This window comes from Pseudomonas sp. 05N432 (genome assembly GCF_056396945.1).
In genome coordinates this window covers 144,967-162,738 of the sequence record NZ_JBFTMM010000019.1, presented here as the reverse complement: position 1 = coordinate 162,738, position 17,772 = coordinate 144,967, and the positions used below count along the sequence as shown (strand labels likewise).

The following is a 17,772-nucleotide window of genomic DNA, read 5'->3' as shown; positions in this document are numbered from 1 at the left end:
ATTTGTTATTCGCTGTTTTTACTACCGTGCTTTTACTTAACCCGCAGGCGTTATGACTTTAATTCTTGGTATCGACCCCGGTTCGCGCATTACCGGTTACGGCGTGGTACGCGATACCGGTCGTGGCTGCGTGTACGTGGCCTCGGGTTGCATTCGTACCGGCAGCGGCGAGTTGCATGAACGGTTGCAAATTGTTTACCGCGGTGTGCGTGAAGTCATCCAGACCTACGGCCCGGTCACCATGGGGATCGAAAAGGTCTTTATGGCCCGTAACGCCGACTCGGCCCTGAAATTGGGTCAGGCCCGCGGCGCGGCCATCGTTGCCGGCGCCGAGGAAAACCTCGAAATCGCCGAATACACCGCAACCCAGGTCAAGCAGGCGGTGACCGGGACGGGGGCGGCGAATAAAGAGCAGGTGCAGATGATGGTCATGCACATGCTGAAACTGACCAGCAAACCGCAAATCGATGCCTCGGACGCCCTGGCAATCGCCATTTGTCACGCTCACACCCGTTCCAGCCTGTTACCTCATGGTCTGGGGACGGCTCGCAGTCGTGGCGGTCGCCTTCGCCTCTGATCTGATAGCATCAGCCCACTCATTTTATCCGTTGAGTGTTTTGTGCCTGTTTTGTCGGCCGCCACGCTCACTTTGGTACTCGTCAGCCAGATCTGGCCAACGCTTAAGGATTTGAAACGTGATTGGACGTTTGCGCGGCACCTTGGCTGAGAAGCAGCCGCCGCACCTGATTCTGGATGTAAATGGTCTGGGCTATGAGCTGGAAGTGCCGATGACCACGCTTTATCGACTGCCGTCGGTCGGAGAGCCGATTACCTTGCACACCCATTTGGTCGTGCGTGAAGACGCGCAGTTGCTCTACGGTTTCATTGGCAAGCGCGAGCGCGATTTTTTCCGTGAGCTGATCCGCCTCAATGGCGTGGGCCCCAAGCTGGCGCTGGCCTTGATGTCGAGCCTTGAAGTCGATGAGCTGGTGCGTTGCGTGCAGGCGCAGGACACCTCGGCGCTGACCAAGGTGCCGGGTGTCGGCAAGAAGACGGCCGAGCGTTTGCTGGTGGAGCTCAAGGATCGTTTCAAGGCCTGGGAAACCGTGCCAAGCATGTTCGCCCTGGTGCCTAATCAGCCGGATGCGCCAATGCCGGTGGCCACCGCCGAAAATGATGCGGTGAGTGCGCTGATTTCCCTGGGCTACAAGCCGCAGGAGGCCAGCAAGGCGATTTCTGCCATCAAGGAGAAAGGCTTGAGCAGTGAAGACCTGATTCGTCGCGCCCTGAAGGGAATGATTTAAGTGATTGAAGCTGATCGTCTGATCGCCGCCACGGGTGGCCCCCGTGACCGCGAAGAAGTCCAGGACCGCGCGATTCGTCCCGTCAGCCTGGCCGAATACATCGGCCAGCCGACCGTTCGCGAGCAGATGGAATTGTTCATCCAGGCTGCCCGCGGGCGTAACGAATCCCTCGATCACACGCTGATCTTCGGACCGCCGGGGCTGGGTAAAACCACCTTGGCCAACATCATTGCCCAGGAAATGGGCGTGTCGATCAAAAGCACCTCGGGGCCGGTCCTCGAGCGTCCGGGTGATCTGGCGGCGCTGCTGACCAACCTCGAACCGCATGATGTGCTGTTCATCGACGAGATCCATCGGCTGTCGCCGATTGTCGAAGAAGTGCTGTACCCGGCCATGGAAGACTTCCAGCTCGACATCATGATCGGTGAAGGGCCGGCGGCGCGTTCGATCAAGCTCGACCTGCCACCGTTCACCCTGGTCGGCGCTACTACCCGCGCCGGGATGCTGACCAACCCGTTGCGTGACCGTTTCGGGATCGTTCAGCGCCTGGAGTTCTATAGCACCGCGGATCTGGCGACCATCGTCAGTCGTTCGGCGAACATCCTCGGCTTGCCGCTGGACCCGGAGGGCGCCTTTGAAATTGCGCGTCGGGCCCGTGGTACGCCGCGTATTGCCAACCGTCTGTTGCGCCGGGTGCGTGACTTTGCCGAAGTCCGGGCGAAGGGGCATATCACTAAACCGATTGCCGATCTGGCGCTGAACCTGCTGGACGTCGATGAGCGTGGCTTCGATCACCAGGACCGGCGTCTGCTGCTGACCATGATCGAGAAGTTCGACGGCGGCCCGGTCGGGGTGGACAGTCTCGCGGCGGCGATCAGCGAAGAGCGGCACACCATCGAGGACGTGCTGGAGCCCTATCTGATTCAGCAGGGCTATATCATGCGGACCCCGCGTGGTCGGGTCGTGACCCGGCATGCATACTTGCATTTCGGTTTGAATATCCCGTCTCGGTTGGGTGAAATGCCCGTGGTAGACGAGTTTCTTGATGCAGTAGACGAATGACGACCTCTGCGTGCCGATTTATTTCGGCTTTGTGCGGTCCTAGGGGACTGCGATTGCCGATCTTTCGCACGAAAGTCGTTCGAGAATGAAAAACAGTTGCCTGGCCGGATTGGCAACCTGAGGAGTAAGCACTAGAGTATGCGCGCGCAAAACGGGCTTGAGTCGTTCGCACATCGTTGTCGCGTTTATTACGAGGACACCGATGCCGGCGGCATCGTGTATTACGTTAATTACCTTAAGTTTATGGAGCGGGCTCGAACCGAGCGGCTACGGGAGCTGGGCTTTGCCCAATCGCAGCTTGCTGGTGAGGACCTGTTGTTCGTCGTGCACTCCAGCGAAGCGCGCTATCACGCGCCGGCGCGACTGGACGACGAGCTTCTGGTAAGTGCAGAAGTAATCGAATTGAACCGCGTCAGCCTGCGCTTTAAACAGCAGGTCAGGCGAGCCGCGGATAATGCACTGCTCTGCGAAGGGCAGTTTTTGGTGGCCTGTGTGCGCACCCATAGTTTGAAACCCCGGGCCATTCCCGAAGCTTTACGTGCGGCCTTTGCCGGCGTGAGCGGCGCGGGTACACACTCAGAGCAGGAGATAAAGCGTGGAAGCTAACGTCGTCGACCATTCCTCCATGTGGAGCCTGGTCAGCAATGCCAGCGTTGTGGTGCAGTTGGTAATGCTGATCCTGGTAGCCGCATCGGTGACCTCGTGGATCATGATCTTTCAGCGCAGCAACTTGCTGCGCGCCGGTCGACGTGCCCTGGAGAGCTTTGAAGAGCGCTTCTGGTCCGGCATCGACCTGTCCAAACTCTACCGTCAGGCCGGCAGCAACCCTGATCCGGACTCCGGCGTAGAGCAGATCTTCCGTGCAGGTTTCAAGGAATTCTCCCGTCTGCGTCAGCAGCCAGGCGTTGATCCGGAAGCGGTCATGGAAGGTGTGGCTCGTGCCATGCGCGTGGCCATTTCCCGCGAAGAAGAAAAGCTTGAGCAGAGCCTGCCGTTCCTTGCGACCGTCGGTTCCGTCAGCCCGTACATCGGTCTGTTCGGTACGGTCTGGGGCATCATGAACTCCTTCCGCGGCCTGGCCACTGCCCAGCAAGCGACCCTCGCCACCGTGGCTCCAGGTATTGCCGAGGCACTGGTTGCAACGGCCATCGGCCTGTTCGCAGCGATCCCGGCCGTTATCGCTTACAACCGTTTCTCTGCCCGCAGCGAAACCTTGCTTAGCCGTTACTACACCTTCGCCGACGAGTTCCAGGCGATCCTGCACCGCAAAGTGCACACCAGCGAAGAATAAGCAGGTATTTCCCAATGGCTTTAATCGCTCGAGCTCGCAAAAAGCGCAAGCCGGTTGCCGAGATGAACGTGGTGCCTTACATCGACGTGATGCTGGTACTGCTGGTCATCTTCATGGTGACCGCACCGATGCTCAATCAGGGCGTGAAAGTTGATCTGCCCAAGGTTTCCAGCGAAGCCTTGCCGCAAGACAACAACACCCAGGTCCTGACCATTTCGATCAAGGCTGACAAGACCTATTACTGGAACCTTGGCAGCGAAGTCGACACCGATAAGCAGCAGGACAGGGCCATGACCCTGCCGCAGATGACCAGCGCCGTGACCAAAATCATCAGCGCGGGTAATGAAAACGGCAAGCACACCCAGGTCTTCATTCGTGGCGACAAGAGCGTCGATTACGGCTCCGTCATGGGTGCCATGGGTGGGTTGCAGAAAGCCGGGGTCGGTAATGTTGGCTTGATTACCGAGGCGCCCTGATGCAGCAACAGCGAGAGCCGACAGCCTCGGAAAGCTACTTCTGGCCTAGTGTCTGGGCGATAGGCCTGCACGTGCTGGTGTTTGGCATGCTGTTCGTCAGTTTTGCCATGACCCCGGAGCTGCCGCCGGCCAAGCCGATCGTCCAGGCGACCCTGTACCAACTGAAATCGAAAAGTCGGGCGACTACCCAGACCAATCAGAAGATTGCGGGTGAAGCGCAGAAGTCCGCTGCGCGCCAGACCGAAGTCGAACAGATGGAACAGAAGAAGGTCGAGCAGGAAGCGGTGAAGGCTGCGGAACAAAAGAAAGAAGCGGCGGCTCAAAAAGCCGAGGAAGCCAAGAAGGCCGACGAGTCGAAGAAAGCGGAAGAGGCGAAAAAGGCTGATGAAGCCAAGAAAGCCGATGAAGCGAAGAAGACCGCCGAAGCCAAAAAGGCCGAACAGAAACAATTGGCTGATATAGCCAAGAAGAAAGCTGAAGAAGAAGCCAAGAAAGCCGCTGAAGAAGAGGCCAAGAAAGAGGCCGCTGAAGAAGCGAAGAAAAAGATAGTCGAAGACGCGAAGAAGAAAGCCGCGGAAGACGCCAAGAAGGTAGCTGAAGCAAACGAGGCGAAAAAGAAAGTCGCCGAGGAAGCGAAGAAGAAAGCTGCTGCCGATGCTGCGAAGAAAAAATCGCAGGAAGCGGCGCGTAAATCTGCCGAAGAGAAAAAGGCTCAGGCCCTGGCTGATTTGCTTTCCGATACGCCGCAGCGTCAGCAAGCCTTGGCCGATGAGCAGGGCGATGAAACCGCGGGCAGTTTCGATGATCTGATTCGTGCTCGGGCAGCGGAAGGTTGGGCTCGTCCTCCTTCGGCACGCAAAGGCATGACGGTCGTGCTGCAAATCGGCATGTTGCCCGATGGTACGGTGACTTCGGTCGGCGTGGCCAAGTCCAGTGGCGATGGTCCGTTTGACGCTTCGGCTGTAGCGGCGGTCAAGAATATTGGACGTTTGACAGAAATGCAGGGAATGAAGCCGAGCGATTTCGCTCCCTATCGTTCATTCAAGATGACATTCACACCTGAGGATCTAGCCTTGTGAGAAACCTTCTTCGAGGAATGCTTGTCGTTATTTGCTGCATGGCAGGGATAGCGGCGGCAGATGAAAAGAACATTCTGGTCACCAGCGGCAGTGACCGGGCAACACCGATTGCGGTCGTTCCATTTGGCTGGCAGGGCGGTAGCGTCCTGCCGGACGACATGGCGGAAATCATCGGTAACGACCTGCGCAACTCGGGTTACTACTCGCCGATTCCAAAGCAGAACATGATCAGCCAGCCGACTCAGGCCAGCGAAGTCATCTACCGTGACTGGAAGGCCCTGGGCGCCCAGTACATCATGGTCGGCAGCATCGTTCCGGCGGGCGGTCGCCTGCAGGTGCAATACGCACTGTTCAACGTCGCGACCGAGCAGCAAGTGCTGACCGGTAGCGTGTCGGGTGGCGTCGATCAACTGCGCGACATGGCGCACTACATCTCCGACCAGTCGTTCGAAAAACTGACCGGCATCAAGGGCGCGTTCTCCACACGCCTGCTGTATGTAACGGCTGAACGTTTTTCGGTGAACAACACGCGCTACACCCTGCAGCGTTCGGACTACGACGGTGCTCGTGCCGTGACCCTGCTGCAATCGCGTGAGCCGATCCTGTCGCCGCGTTTCGCTCCCGATGGCAAGCGCATTGCCTATGTGTCGTTCGAGCAGAAGCGTCCGCGCATTTTCATGCAGAACATCGACACCGGTCGCCGCGAGCAGATCACCAACTTCGAAGGCCTCAACGGCGCGCCAGCCTGGTCGCCGGATGGTTCGCGCCTGGCGTTTGTGCTGTCCAAGGACGGCAACCCGGACATCTACGTGATGAACCTGGCTTCGCGTCAGATCAATCGTGTGACGGCTGGTCCTGGCATCAACACCGAACCGTTCTGGGGCAAGGATGGTTCGACCATCTACTTCACCTCCGACCGTGGCGGCAAGCCGCAGATCTACAAGACCAACACCAATGGTGGTGGTGCGGAGCGTGTGACCTTTATCGGCAACTACAACGCCAACCCGAAACTGTCGGCTGACGAAAAGACGCTTGTCATGATTCACCGTCAGGATGGCTTCACCAATTTCCGGGTGGCGGCTCAGGATTTGCAGCGCGGTAGTGTAAAGATCCTGACAGACACCAACCTAGATGAGTCAGCCACTGTTGCGCCCAACGGCACCATGGTAATCTACGCCACCGCCCAGCAGGGCCGGGGAGTCTTGATGCTCGTGTCCATCAATGGACGCGTAAGGCTCCCGCTTCCTACCGCTCAAGGCGAAGTCAGAGAACCTTCCTGGTCCCCTTACCTGAACTGACGCGGCGCTACACGTTTTACTTAACACATTGGGGTTCATTAGGAGTTTCACGATGGAAATGCTGAAGTTTGGTAAGTTTGCTGCGCTGGCCCTGGCCATGGCTGTAGCTGTAGGTTGCTCGTCCAAAGGCGGCGACAACGCCGGTGCAGGCGCTGTAGATCCAAACGCTGGTTACGGCGCTAACACTGGTGCAGTTGACGGCTCCCTGAGCGAAGAAGCTGCTCTGCGCGCAATCACCACCTTCTACTTCGAATACGACAGCTCGGACCTGAAGCCAGAAGCCATGCGCGCTCTGGACGTTCATGCCAAAGACCTGAAAGCAAACGGCGCTCGCGTTGTTCTGGAAGGCAACACCGACGAACGTGGTACTCGTGAGTACAACATGGCACTGGGCGAGCGTCGTGCGAAAGCCGTTCAACGCTACCTGGTACTGCAAGGTGTTTCCCCAGCTCAGGCGGAACTGGTTTCCTACGGTAAAGAGCGTCCAGTTGCTACTGGCCACGACGAGCAGTCCTGGGCTCAAAACCGTCGCGTCGAACTGCGTAAGTAATTCGTCATGCGAACGTGCCGTCGTGCTGTAACTATTCTGGCTCTCAGTCTCGCACCGCTTGCGGTGTGGGCTGCGGTTCCTGTGGTCGATGACAACTCCGGTTATAACAATAGCGGGAGCAGTTATCCGCCTGCGGGTTACGGTACGAACGGCGCCTATGCCGGGGGAGGGGTTACGGCCCCTGCCTCGGCGCAGGGCGTGCTGTTCAACCAACTGCAACAAATGCAGGAACAAATCGCGCGGCAACAGGGTGCGATCGAAGTTCTGCAAAATGATGTAGCGCGCATGAAGCAGGAAAACCTGGAGCGATACCAGGATCTTGATCGGCGTATTGGAACCGGCGGTGCACCCGCTGCGGCTCCTCAAAATTCTCCAGCCGGTGGCGATATGAATAATGCCGCCGGTGCAGCAGCAGTTGCAGGTGCGAGTGCTGCTACTCAAGCCCCTGCGGCCAGCAGCGAACCGGGTGATCCGGCGAAGGAAAAGCTCTATTACGATGCGGCCTTCGACCTGATCAAAGCCAAGGATTTCGACAAGGCCAGTCAGGCGTTTGCGGCATTCCTGCGCAAATACCCGAACAGTCAGTACGCGGGCAATGCCCAATACTGGTTGGGCGAAGTGAACCTGGCCAAGGGCGACTTGCAAGGCGCGGGTCAGGCTTTTGCCAAGGTTTCGCAGCTGTACCCCAAGCACGCCAAAGTGCCTGACTCGCTGTACAAGCTCGCTGATGTAGAGCGCCGCCTGGGTCATACCGACAAGGTCAAAGGCATTCTGCAGCAGGTGGTTTCCCAGTATCCGGGGACTTCCGCCGCTCAGCTGGCCCAACGCGATCTGCAGCGCATGTAAGGCTGTTTGACCCGTTTACAAGAAACCCGCGCTTGCCGCGGGTTTTTTCGTTAGAATTCACCCCCTTTTTTATGAAACACCGCTTTTGGGGATCTGCGCGTTGGCGGGGTTCCCTTAAGTGCCTGACGGAGGCGGACAGCCTGTTTAGCTGTTACGCCCGTGGCGACTATGCAAGACACATTGAGAATTACCGAAGTTTTTTACTCGTTGCAGGGTGAAACGCGGACTGCCGGGCTGCCCACTGTATTTGTGCGCCTGACCGGTTGCCCATTGCGTTGCCAATACTGCGACAGCGCCTATGCCTTCACTGGCGGCACCATTCGCCCACTCGACGATATCCTCGAGCAAGTGGCCGGCTTTCGGCCGCGCTACGTCTGTGTCACCGGCGGTGAGCCATTGGCACAACCTAACGCCATCCCTTTGCTCAAGCAGCTGTGTGACGCCGGTTACCAGGTGTCGCTGGAAACCAGTGGCGCCCTGGATATCTCTGCAGTCGATCCACGGGTCAGCCGAGTGCTCGACCTGAAAACACCCGGGTCGAAAGAAGCGCACCGCAACCTCTATGAGAACATCGCACTGCTGACGGCCAATGATCAGGTCAAGTTCGTGATCTGCTCTCGCGAAGACTACGACTGGGCGGTGTCCAAGCTGATTCAGTACGGTCTCGACCAGCGTGCTGGCGAAGTCCTGTTCTCGCCGAGTCACCATGACTTGAGCGCGCGCGAGCTGGCTGACTGGATTGTTGCGGACAACCTGCCGGTGCGCCTGCAATTGCAGTTGCACAAATATCTTTGGAATGACGAGCCGGGGCGCTGAAATGACTGAACAACTGAACAAAGCAGAAAAACGCGCGGTCATCCTGCTGTCTGGCGGCCTGGACTCGGCAACGGTCGTGGCGATGGCTCGTGCTGAGGGCTACAGCTGCTACACCATGAGTTTCGACTACGGTCAGCGCCACCGCGCCGAGTTGCAGGCTGCCGAACGTGTAGCGCGCGATCTGGGTGTCGTCGAACATAAAGTGATTGGCCTGAACCTGAACGGCATTGGTGGCTCGGCATTGACCGACAACTCCATTGATGTGCCTGAAGCGCCGAGCGAAGGGATCCCGATCACTTACGTGCCGGCCCGCAATACCGTGTTCCTGTCTCTGGCATTGGGCTGGGCTGAAGTGCTCGGCGCGCGCGACATTTTTATCGGCGTGAATGCGGTGGACTATTCCGGTTACCCGGATTGCCGTCCCGAGTTCATCGAAGCCTTCGAGCGCATGGCTAATCTGGCGACCAAGGCCGGGGTAGAGGGGAACGGTTTCCGTATTCAGGCACCGCTGCAAAACCTCAGCAAGGCGAAAATTGTCCAGGCGGGCGTGAAGCTTGGCGTCGACTATGCGCTGACGGTTTCCTGCTATCAGGCGGACGATAATGGCCGTGCCTGCGGCAAATGCGACAGCTGCCGTCTGCGTGCAGAAGGCTTCCTGGCGGCCGGAATCAGCGACCCAACCGTTTATTTTTGATTTATTTCAAATTAGGTGTTGAATAGTCCTTAAAAATCAGTATTATACGCGCCACCACACAGCGGGTCGTTAGCTCAGTTGGTAGAGCAGTTGGCTTTTAACCAATTGGTCGTAGGTTCGAATCCCACACGACCCACCATTTTAAAAAATCTGGAAGGCCCACGTAAGTGAGGATTTCCGGGTTTTTTTTTGCCCGCGATTTGAGTCCGGCTCAATCCGGGCGCAGCACCGCGTGACACAGGTCAGAATGGTCTTTTGCATCTCGGGGATATTCTGTAGCCTTGCGCAGCTTCAACGCTGTCCATGCCTGATGAATACTCACTCTCCCGGCGGTACCTTCTGTGGTCCGGAGCCGGGTGTATACTCGACTTTCGCGCGAAAGCGCCCGTAGGTCTTGCGATCATGACGCAAATTTCAGAACGCCTTCTGGTACAAGCCCACCTCGACGCCAAACAGCCCAAACCGCTGAGCGCCGAAGAGCAAGCTCATTACCGCGCCGCCATCGCCGCCGAGCTCAAGGCTCAGGACGCGGTGCTGGTTGCCCACTTCTATTGTGATCCGATCATTCAGGCACTGGCCGAAGAAACCGGTGGCTGCGTTTCCGATTCCCTGGAAATGGCCCGCTTCGGCAACGCTCACCCGGCCAAGACCGTGGTGGTTGCCGGTGTGAAGTTCATGGGCGAGACCGCAAAAATCCTCAACCCTGAAAAACGCGTACTGATGCCGACCCTGGAGGCGACCTGCTCGCTGGACCTGGGTTGCCCGGTCGACGAGTTCTCGGCGTTTTGCGATCAGCACCCGGAGCGCACGGTGGTGGTGTATGCCAACACCTCGGCAGCGGTGAAGGCGCGGGCGGACTGGGTCGTGACCTCCAGCTGCGCGCTGGAGATTGTCGAGAGCCTGATGGATAACGGCGAGACGATCATCTGGGGCCCGGACAAACACCTGGGCACCTACATTCAGCGCAAGACCGGCGCCGACATGCTGCTCTGGGACGGTGCCTGCATCGTTCACGAAGAGTTCAAGGCCAAGCAGCTGGAAGACATGAAAGCCCTGTATCCGGACGCCGCCATTCTGGTGCACCCGGAGTCGCCGACAGCGGTGATCGAATTGGCCGACGCGGTAGGCTCCACCAGCCAGCTGATCGCCGCTGCGCAAAGCCTGCCGAACAAGACACTGATCGTTGCGACCGACCGCGGCATTTTCTACAAGATGCAGCAGCTGTGCCCGGACAAGGTCTTTATCGAGGCGCCTACTGCCGGTAACGGCGCGGCATGCCGCAGTTGCGCGCATTGCCCGTGGATGGCGATGAACACCCTTGAGCGCACGCTACAGTGCCTGCGTGAGGGCTCAGGCGAGATCTTCGTCGAGCCGTCGCTAATCCCTCAGGCAATTCGCCCGCTCAAGCGCATGCTCGACTTCACCGCGGCAGCGCGGATGAAGCTGGCGGGTAACGCCTGATCATTTGTGGCGAGGGAGCTTGCTCCCGCTCGGCGGCGCAGCCGTCGTAAAGTCCTGCATGTACTTTTAACTGGCAAACCGGGTTAGCAGTTTCAGGGGCGCTTCGCGCCCCAGCGGGAGCAAGCTCCCTCGCCACAGGGTTCGGCGTTTAGGCGGGTTATTTTTGCTTCTTCGGGATCCGCACCAACTGGCTGTTGGAGTACATGTCGTGCCAGCTGCGCTTCTGTTTGTCGAAGAGCATCCAGAAGAACCCCAGGCCTGCGCACAGCAAGGATGCGATCGACACCACAAAGCGCAACAGCGCCTGCCACAGGCTGATCGCCGAACCGTCGACGTTCTGCACGCGGATGCACCAGACCTGCATGCCGAGGGTCTGACCCGACCAGGTCCAGAATTTGGCGAAGAAACCAAACAGCACGAACAACAGGATGGTCGAAAACAGCGGATCGCCATCCAGCGCGCCGGCCTCGGTCAGGGCGCGCATCTTCTCTTCGCCGATGATTGCCATCTGCACCATCTTGTAGATCCCGCCTGTGACGATCAGCAGGGCGGTGCACAGCAGGAAGTCGTAGAACATCGCTGCCAGGCGACGGCCCAGGCCGGCGATGGGGAATTCACCCTGAGGGCTTAGCAGGTGTTTCGACATGGAGTGGCTCTCGGCTGAAAAAAGAAGCCATTTTACGGAATTACGCGCACAAAAAAGCCCCTGATGTCAGCATCAGGGGCTTTTTCGTTACAGAAGATCAGCCTTCTGCTTGTACTTCGTCAGCTTGCATGCCTTTCTGGCCCTGCACAGCGATGAAGGTAACTTTTTGGCCTTCTTTCAGGCTCTTGAAACCGCTGCCCTGAATGGCACGGAAATGCACGAACAGATCCGGACCGCTTTCTGGAGTGATAAAACCAAAACCTTTCTCGTCGTTAAACCACTTGACGGTGCCGCTCTGACGTTGGGACATTTCTTATTTCCTTTGACGCAAAAATTGATGACAGCCTCTTTCTCATGAAAGAGTACTGGAGCTGGTTGCAGGAGAGTAAGAGGCGTCGAACGGGATGTAGCTAACTTGTAGGCTACTGCCCAGGTCACGATTCCAAGCGACCCATGCAAACACAGTGAACAAACTCTACGCCAACTACGGGAGAAAAAACAAGCCCCGTGGAAGCCGCGTATTGCTTGGCTTGATGGCTGTTTCACAGGATGGATAGTGCTGCTTATTCGATAGTGTTGTTCAATTGTTTTCGATTGATATAAGTCAAGTTCACAATCGAAGTGCCTGATCCAGGTATGCACTGTTTTATGGCGGTTGCGTTACAGATTAGTGCACTGTTACGCAACCGCGTTACTTATAGGAACAGTCAATCAACCACGATAGTAGCGTTGTGGAACAAATGGCATTTTGCTTACAAGCAAAGGCACCTTTTTCCCACGTACAATCGCCCAAACCTGGGTATCGAGTGCGATGTAAGCACTGTCGAGGTAACCCATGGCCAAAGGACCACCCAAGGTCGGCCCGAAGCCGCCGCTGCAGACGCTGCCGATGATTTCGCCTGCTTCGTTGACGATTTCCGCACCTTCGCGCACCGGCGTGCGTTCCTGAGGCAGCAGGCCGACGCGTTTACGGCTGACACCGTTTTGTTGTTGGGCAAATACGGTCTCGGCGCCCGGGAAACCACCGGCACGCGCACCGTCGGCACGCCGTGGCTTGGAGATGGCCCACAGCAGGCTGGCTTCGATCGGTGTGGTTTCGGTGTTCATGTCGTGGCCATAGAGGCACAGGCCGGCTTCCAGGCGCAACGAGTCACGGGCGCCGAGGCCGATAGGCGCGACTTCCGGCTCGGCCAGCAAGGCCCGAGCGAGGGCTTCGGCATCGGCGGCCGGTACGGAGATTTCGAAACCGTCTTCACCGGTGTAGCCCGAACGGCTGACAAAGCAGTCGACGCCGAGCAAGGTCACGCGGGTGAACTGCATGAAGGTCATCTTCGCCACTTCAGGGGCCAGGCGCGCGAGCACGGTCACTGCGGCCGGACCTTGCAGGGCGAGCAGGGCGCGTTCTTCGAACAACGGCTCGATCTTGCATTGATCGCCGATGTGCTGGCGCAGGTGCGCCAGGTCCTGGTCCTTGCAGGCGGCGTTGACCACCAGGAACAACTCGTCGTTACCGAGGTTGGCGACCATCAGGTCGTCGAGGATGCCACCGTTCTGGTTGGTGAACATCGCATAGCGCTGCATGCCCACCGGCAGGTCGATGATGTCCACCGGCACCAGGGTTTCCAGGGCCTTGGCGGCATTGGCGCCGGTCAGGCGGATCTGGCCCATGTGCGAGACATCGAACAACCCGGCCTGATCACGGGTGTGCTGGTGTTCTTTCATCACGCCCAGTGGGTACTGGACCGGCATGTCGTAGCCGGCGAATGGCACCATGCGCGCACCGAGTTCGATGTGCAGCGCGTGCAGCGGGGTTTTCAACAGTTGTTCGGTGGACATATGCAGCTCCTGTAAATTGCACTGATGCAGATGCGTTCGCATCAGCACTCGATAATGTTGACCGCCAAACCGCCACGGGCGGTTTCCTTGTATTTGCTTTTCATGTCGGCACCGGTCTGGCGCATGGTGCGGATGACCTTGTCGAGGGAGACGAAGTGCTGACCGTCACCGCGCAAGGCCATGCGCACCGCATTGATGGCTTTGACCGAGCCCATGGCGTTGCGCTCGATGCACGGCACTTGCACCAGCCCGCCAATCGGGTCGCAGGTCAGGCCGAGGTTGTGTTCCATGCCGATTTCGGCGGCGTTTTCCACTTGCTGCACCGTGCCGCCAAGCACTTCGCAGAGCGCGCCGGCAGCCATTGAGCAGGCCACGCCGACTTCGCCCTGGCAGCCGACTTCAGCGCCGGAGATCGAAGCGTTTTCCTTGTACAGAATGCCGATGGCAGCGGCGGTGAGCAGGAATCGCACCACGCCGTCTTCGTTGGCACCGGGGATGAAGCGCATGTAGTAATGCAACACCGCGGGGATGATCCCGGCTGCACCATTGGTGGGCGCCGTGACCACACGCCCGCCGTTGGCGTTTTCTTCGTTGACCGCCAGCGCATACAGGTTGACCCAGTCGAGCACCGACAGCGGATCGCGCAACGACGATTCCGGGTTCTTGCACAGTTGTCGATGCAGCGCCGCGGCACGACGCTTGACCTTCAAGCCACCGGGCAGAATCCCTTCGTTACGGCAACCCGCGGCCACGCAGTCCTGCATCACTTGCCAGATTTTCAGCAGGCCGGCACGGGTTTCCGCTTCCGGGCGCCAGGCGCTTTCGTTGGTCAGCATCACCTGGCTGATGGACAACCCGTAAGTGGCGCAATGGCCGAGCAGGTCCTTGGCGCTTTTGAACGGGAAGGTCAGCGGCGTCGCGTCCTCGACGATACGGTCGGCGCCGGCAGCGTCTTCGTCGACCACAAAACCGCCACCGACCGAGTAATACTCGCGACTGCGGATCTGGATGCCGGCCGCATCGAAGGCGCGAAAGATCATGCCGTTGGGGTGATAGGCCAATGGCTTGCGAATCATCGCCAGGTGCAGTTTTTCATTGAATTCGATGACGTGCTCACCGAGCAGGTTCAAGCGACCGCTGCTGCGAATCTCGAGCAGGCGGGCGGCGATGTTCTCGGTGTTCACGGTGTCCGGGTGTTCGCCTTCCAGACCCAGCAACACGGCTTTGTCGCTGCCGTGGCCTTTGCCAGTGGCGCCGAGCGAGCCGTAGAGCTCGACTTTGACGCAGGTGGTGGCTGCCAGCAGGTTTTCACGACGCAGGCCTTCGACGAAGCGCGCAGCAGCGCGCATCGGACCGACGGTGTGGGAGCTGGAGGGGCCGATGCCAATCTTGAACAGGTCGAACACGCTTAACGACATGGTTGTGCGAGCCTGCTCGCGATAGCGGACTGACATTCAACAAAGATGTCGACTGATAGACCGCTATCGCGAGCAGGCTCGCTCCCACAGGGGGTGTGGTGTGCTTTGAGGGGAGTGGACGAATCCACTCCCACTCAGGTTTAAGCGTAGCTTTCGATCGACGGGCAGGCGCAGATCAGGTTGCGGTCGCCGAACACGTTGTCGACCCGACCGACCGGTGGCCAGTATTTGCCTTCGATCAACGAAGCCACTGGATACACCGCTTGCTCACGGCTGTACGGGTGGGTCCACTCGCCAACGATTTCCGCGGCCGTGTGCGGAGCGTTTTTCAGTGGGTTGTCGTCCTTGTCCAGAGTGCCGTTTTCCACTGCGCGGATTTCTTCGCGGATGCGGATCATCGCGTCGCAGAAGCGGTCCAGCTCTTCCTTGGATTCGCTTTCGGTCGGCTCGATCATCAACGTGCCGGCCACCGGGAACGACATGGTCGGTGCGTGGAAGCCGAAATCGATCAGGCGCTTGGCGACGTCATCGACGCTGATGCCGCTGCTGTCTTTCAGTGGGCGCAGGTCGAGGATGCACTCGTGGGCGACCAGACCGTTGCTGCCGGTGTAGAGCACTGGGTAGTGTTCTTCGAGGCGACGGGAAATGTAGTTGGCGTTGAGGATCGCCAATTGCGAAGCCCGCTTGAGGCCAGCGCCGCCCATCATGCGGATGTACATCCAGGTGATCGGCAGAATGCTCGCGCTACCAAACGGTGCCGCGCAGACCGCGCCTTCCTTGCGTTCCATGGCCGCGTGCCCCGGCAAGAACGGCGTCAGGTGCGATTTCACGCCAATCGGGCCAACACCCGGGCCGCCACCGCCGTGCGGGATGCAGAAGGTTTTGTGCAGATTCAGGTGCGAGACGTCGCCGCCGAACTTGCCCGGTGCGCAGAGACCGACCATGGCGTTCATGTTGGCGCCGTCGATGTACACCTGGCCGCCGTTGTCATGAATGATCCCGCAGATTTCGCGGATGCCTTCTTCGAACACGCCGTGGGTCGACGGGTAAGTGATCATCAGCGCGGCGAGGTGCTCGCGGTGCTCGATGGCTTTGGCGCGCAGGTCTTCGATGTCGACGTTGCCGCGAGCATCGCACGCGGTGACGACTACGCGCATGCCGGCCATGTTGGCGGTGGCCGGGTTGGTGCCGTGGGCCGACGACGGGATCAGGCAGATGTCGCGGCGCTCTTCGCCACGGCTCTGGTGGTAGGCGCGAATGGCCAGGAGACCGGCGTATTCACCTTGGGAACCGGCGTTCGGTTGCAGCGAAATCGCGTCGTAACCGGTGGCGGCGCAGAGCATCGCTTCCAGTTCATCGGTCAACTGCTGGTAGCCGGCGCTTTGCTCGGCCGGAGCGAACGGGTGCAGGGCGCCGAACTCGGCCCAGGTCACCGGGATCATTTCGCTGGCGGCGTTGAGTTTCATGGTGCACGAACCCAGCGGGATCATGGTGCGATCCAGCGCCAGGTCTTTGTCGGCGAGCTTGCGCAGGTAGCGCATCAGCTCGGTTTCCGAGTGATAACGGTTGAATACCGGGTGGCTGAGGATTGGCGATTGACGCACCAGTTCAGCCGGGATGCGGCTTTGCACCGAGGCGGCCAGCGCGGCGAATTCCGGCAGGGCTTTGCCGTCAGCCAGCACGCTCCACAGGGTTTCGATGTCGGCCTGGGTGGTGGTTTCGTCGAGGGACAGACCCAGACGCTCGCCATCGATGACACGCAGGTTGATGCGCTGGGCGCGGGCCTTGTCGTGCAGGGCAGCGGTGTTGGCGCCAGTGGCGAGGGTCAGGGTGTCGAAGAAGTTTGCTTGCTCGACGTTCAGACCCAGTGCACTCAAGCCTTTGGCGAGGATCGCGGTCAGGTGGTGAATGCGGTTGGCGATCTGCGTCAGGCCTTTCGGGCCGTGATACACGGCGTACATGCTGGCGATGTTGGCCAGCAGCACTTGGGCGGTGCAGATGTTGCTGGTGGCTTTCTCGCGACGGATATGTTGCTCGCGGGTCTGCATGGCCAGGCGCAGGGCCGGCTTGCCGAAACGGTCCACCGAGACACCGACCAGACGGCCCGGCATGTCGCGCTTGAACGCATCCTTGGTGGAGAAGTAGGCCGCATGTGGGCCACCGAAGCCCAGCGGCACACCGAAGCGTTGGGCGCTGCCGATGGCCACGTCGGCACCGAACTCGCCCGGCGGGGTCAGCACGGTCAGGGCCAGCAGGTCAGCGGCGACTGCGACCAGCGCATTGGCAGCGTGGAAGCGCTCGGCCAGTTCGCGGTAGTCGAACAGGTCGCCGTTGCTCGCCGGGTATTGCAGCAGAGCGCCGAAGAACGCGCTGACATCGGTCAATTCGCGTTCGTCGCCAACCACCACGTCAATGCCCAACGGCTCGGCACGGGTGCGCAGCACGTCGAGGGTTTGCGGGTGGCAATGGGCTGAGGCGAAGAAGGCGTGGCTGCCTTTGTTCTTGCTCAGGCGTTTGCAGAAGGTCATGGCTTCGGCAGCGGCGGTAGCTTCGTCGAGCAGGGACGCGTTGGCGATCGGCAGGCCGGTCAGGTCGCTGATCAGGGTCTGGAAGTTCAACAGCGCTTCCAGGCGGCCCTGGGAAATTTCTGGCTGGTAGGGGGTGTAGGCGGTGTACCAGGCCGGGTTTTCCAGCAGGTTGCGCAGGATCGGCGACGGTGTGTGGCAGTTGTAGTAGCCCTGGCCGATGTAGGTCTTGAACAGTTGGTTCTTGGCGGCGATGGCTTTGATTGAGGCCAGGGCCTCGGCTTCGCTCAAGCCGTCTTCCAGTCCGAGGACGCTGGTGCCTTTGATGCTGTCGGGGATGACGCTGGCGCTCAGGGCTTCCAGCGAGTCAAAGCCGAGGCTGTTGAGCATGGCTTGCTCATCGCCTGCGCGCGGGCCGATGTGGCGCGCGATGAATTCGTTGGCGGTGCTGAGATTTACTTGAGTCATGT

The 17,772-nt window shown here is 59.3% G+C and carries 18 protein-coding genes and 1 tRNA gene; 14 read left to right on the top strand and 5 right to left on the bottom strand.

Going from position 1 to position 17,772, the window contains the following annotated elements:
• The first annotated feature begins 52 nt into the window (after positions 1-52).
• The 14 genes from ruvC (at position 53) to nadA (ending at position 10,877) form a co-directional block, all read left to right on the top strand.
• Positions 53-577 carry a crossover junction endodeoxyribonuclease RuvC gene (gene ruvC / locus AC1DHT_RS21920; RefSeq protein WP_019693260.1) on the top strand — a complete coding sequence of 175 codons (525 nt, stop codon included), beginning with the start codon at positions 53-55 and terminating at the stop codon, positions 575-577.
• 118 nt (positions 578-695) lie between these two features.
• A complete protein-coding gene (ruvA, locus tag AC1DHT_RS21915) occupies positions 696-1,304 on the top strand; it encodes a Holliday junction branch migration protein RuvA (protein ID WP_427531680.1) in 609 nt (202 codons plus the stop codon).
• The gene (gene ruvB / locus AC1DHT_RS21910; protein ID WP_103315014.1) at positions 1,305-2,366 is read left to right on the top strand and encodes a Holliday junction branch migration DNA helicase RuvB; all 1,062 of its coding nucleotides are present in this window, start codon (positions 1,305-1,307) and stop codon (positions 2,364-2,366) included.
• A gap of 138 nt (positions 2,367-2,504) precedes the next feature.
• A complete protein-coding gene (gene ybgC, locus AC1DHT_RS21905; protein WP_427536112.1) occupies positions 2,505-2,972 on the top strand; it encodes a tol-pal system-associated acyl-CoA thioesterase in 468 nt (155 codons plus the stop codon).
• Entirely contained in the window at positions 2,962-3,657 is a 696-nt protein-coding gene (gene tolQ, locus AC1DHT_RS21900) for a protein TolQ (protein WP_019693256.1), read from the top strand. The genes ybgC and tolQ overlap by 11 nt, the downstream gene beginning before the upstream one ends.
• 23 nt (positions 3,658-3,680) lie before the next feature.
• Entirely contained in the window at positions 3,681-4,133 is a 453-nt protein-coding gene (tolR, locus tag AC1DHT_RS21895) for a protein TolR (RefSeq protein ID WP_162174768.1), read from the top strand.
• Positions 4,133-5,212, top strand: a complete 1,080-nt coding sequence (gene tolA / locus AC1DHT_RS21890; RefSeq protein ID WP_427531675.1) for a cell envelope integrity protein TolA — start codon at positions 4,133-4,135, stop codon at positions 5,210-5,212. The genes tolR and tolA overlap by 1 nt, the downstream gene beginning before the upstream one ends.
• 17 nt (positions 5,213-5,229) lie before the next feature.
• Complete coding sequence (gene tolB, locus AC1DHT_RS21885) at positions 5,230-6,510, top strand: Tol-Pal system beta propeller repeat protein TolB (protein ID WP_427531758.1); 1,281 nt, start codon at positions 5,230-5,232, stop codon at positions 6,508-6,510.
• Positions 6,511-6,562: 52 nt separating this feature from the next.
• On the top strand, positions 6,563-7,060 hold the full coding sequence (gene pal, locus AC1DHT_RS21880; protein ID WP_019693252.1) for a peptidoglycan-associated lipoprotein Pal: 498 nt from the start codon (positions 6,563-6,565) through the stop codon (positions 7,058-7,060).
• A 6-nt stretch (positions 7,061-7,066) separates the two neighbouring features.
• Positions 7,067-7,906: a tol-pal system protein YbgF gene (gene ybgF / locus AC1DHT_RS21875; RefSeq protein WP_442114428.1), complete on the top strand. Its 840-nt coding sequence runs from the start codon at positions 7,067-7,069 to the stop codon at positions 7,904-7,906.
• 168 nt (positions 7,907-8,074) lie between these two features.
• Positions 8,075-8,722: a 7-carboxy-7-deazaguanine synthase QueE gene (gene queE, locus AC1DHT_RS21870; RefSeq protein ID WP_427532152.1), complete on the top strand. Its 648-nt coding sequence runs from the start codon at positions 8,075-8,077 to the stop codon at positions 8,720-8,722.
• 1 nt (position 8,723) lies between these two features.
• The gene (gene queC, locus AC1DHT_RS21865; protein WP_427536106.1) at positions 8,724-9,416 is read left to right on the top strand and encodes a 7-cyano-7-deazaguanine synthase QueC; all 693 of its coding nucleotides are present in this window, start codon (positions 8,724-8,726) and stop codon (positions 9,414-9,416) included.
• Between the two features lie 63 nt (positions 9,417-9,479).
• Positions 9,480-9,555: transfer RNA gene (locus AC1DHT_RS21860), tRNA-Lys, on the top strand.
• 263 nt (positions 9,556-9,818) lie between these two features.
• Positions 9,819-10,877 carry a quinolinate synthase NadA gene (nadA, locus tag AC1DHT_RS21855; protein WP_427536104.1) on the top strand — a complete coding sequence of 353 codons (1,059 nt, stop codon included), beginning with the start codon at positions 9,819-9,821 and terminating at the stop codon, positions 10,875-10,877.
• Between the two features lie 157 nt (positions 10,878-11,034).
• Here nadA and AC1DHT_RS21850 read toward each other — a convergent pair whose 3' ends face one another.
• The 5 genes from AC1DHT_RS21850 to gcvP all read right to left on the bottom strand — a co-directional run bounded on the left by AC1DHT_RS21850 (position 11,035) and on the right by gcvP (position 17,770).
• Complete coding sequence (locus AC1DHT_RS21850) at positions 11,035-11,523, bottom strand: RDD family protein (protein WP_427536102.1); 489 nt, start codon at positions 11,521-11,523, stop codon at positions 11,035-11,037.
• 97 nt (positions 11,524-11,620) lie between these two features.
• Complete coding sequence (locus AC1DHT_RS21845) at positions 11,621-11,833, bottom strand: cold-shock protein (protein WP_019693243.1); 213 nt, start codon at positions 11,831-11,833, stop codon at positions 11,621-11,623.
• A gap of 401 nt (positions 11,834-12,234) precedes the next feature.
• Entirely contained in the window at positions 12,235-13,359 is a 1,125-nt protein-coding gene (gene gcvT, locus AC1DHT_RS21840) for a glycine cleavage system aminomethyltransferase GcvT (RefSeq protein WP_427536100.1), read from the bottom strand.
• A 41-nt stretch (positions 13,360-13,400) separates the two neighbouring features.
• On the bottom strand, positions 13,401-14,777 hold the full coding sequence (locus AC1DHT_RS21835; protein WP_019693241.1) for an L-serine ammonia-lyase: 1,377 nt from the start codon (positions 14,775-14,777) through the stop codon (positions 13,401-13,403).
• A gap of 140 nt (positions 14,778-14,917) precedes the next feature.
• Complete coding sequence (gcvP, locus tag AC1DHT_RS21830) at positions 14,918-17,770, bottom strand: aminomethyl-transferring glycine dehydrogenase (RefSeq protein ID WP_427536098.1); 2,853 nt, start codon at positions 17,768-17,770, stop codon at positions 14,918-14,920.
• Positions 17,771-17,772 lie beyond the last annotated feature (2 nt).

Coding starts and splice junctions, on each gene's coding strand:
- ybgF (WP_442114428.1), top strand. CDS start 7,067: ATGCGAACGTGCCGTCGTGCTGTAACTATTCTGGCTCTCAGTCTCGCA.
- nadA (WP_427536104.1), top strand. CDS start 9,819: ATGACGCAAATTTCAGAACGCCTTCTGGTACAAGCCCACCTCGACGCC.
- queC (WP_427536106.1), top strand. CDS start 8,724: ATGACTGAACAACTGAACAAAGCAGAAAAACGCGCGGTCATCCTGCTG.
- AC1DHT_RS21845 (WP_019693243.1), bottom strand. CDS start 11,833: ATGTCCCAACGTCAGAGCGGCACCGTCAAGTGGTTTAACGACGAGAAA.
- ybgC (WP_427536112.1), top strand. CDS start 2,505: ATGCGCGCGCAAAACGGGCTTGAGTCGTTCGCACATCGTTGTCGCGTT.
- pal (WP_019693252.1), top strand. CDS start 6,563: ATGGAAATGCTGAAGTTTGGTAAGTTTGCTGCGCTGGCCCTGGCCATG.
- AC1DHT_RS21850 (WP_427536102.1), bottom strand. CDS start 11,523: ATGTCGAAACACCTGCTAAGCCCTCAGGGTGAATTCCCCATCGCCGGC.
- queE (WP_427532152.1), top strand. CDS start 8,075: ATGCAAGACACATTGAGAATTACCGAAGTTTTTTACTCGTTGCAGGGT.
- ruvC (WP_019693260.1), top strand. CDS start 53: ATGACTTTAATTCTTGGTATCGACCCCGGTTCGCGCATTACCGGTTAC.
- gcvP (WP_427536098.1), bottom strand. CDS start 17,770: ATGACTCAAGTAAATCTCAGCACCGCCAACGAATTCATCGCGCGCCAC.
- tolA (WP_427531675.1), top strand. CDS start 4,133: ATGCAGCAACAGCGAGAGCCGACAGCCTCGGAAAGCTACTTCTGGCCT.
- tolB (WP_427531758.1), top strand. CDS start 5,230: ATGCTTGTCGTTATTTGCTGCATGGCAGGGATAGCGGCGGCAGATGAA.
- gcvT (WP_427536100.1), bottom strand. CDS start 13,359: ATGTCCACCGAACAACTGTTGAAAACCCCGCTGCACGCGCTGCACATC.
- AC1DHT_RS21835 (WP_019693241.1), bottom strand. CDS start 14,777: ATGTCGTTAAGCGTGTTCGACCTGTTCAAGATTGGCATCGGCCCCTCC.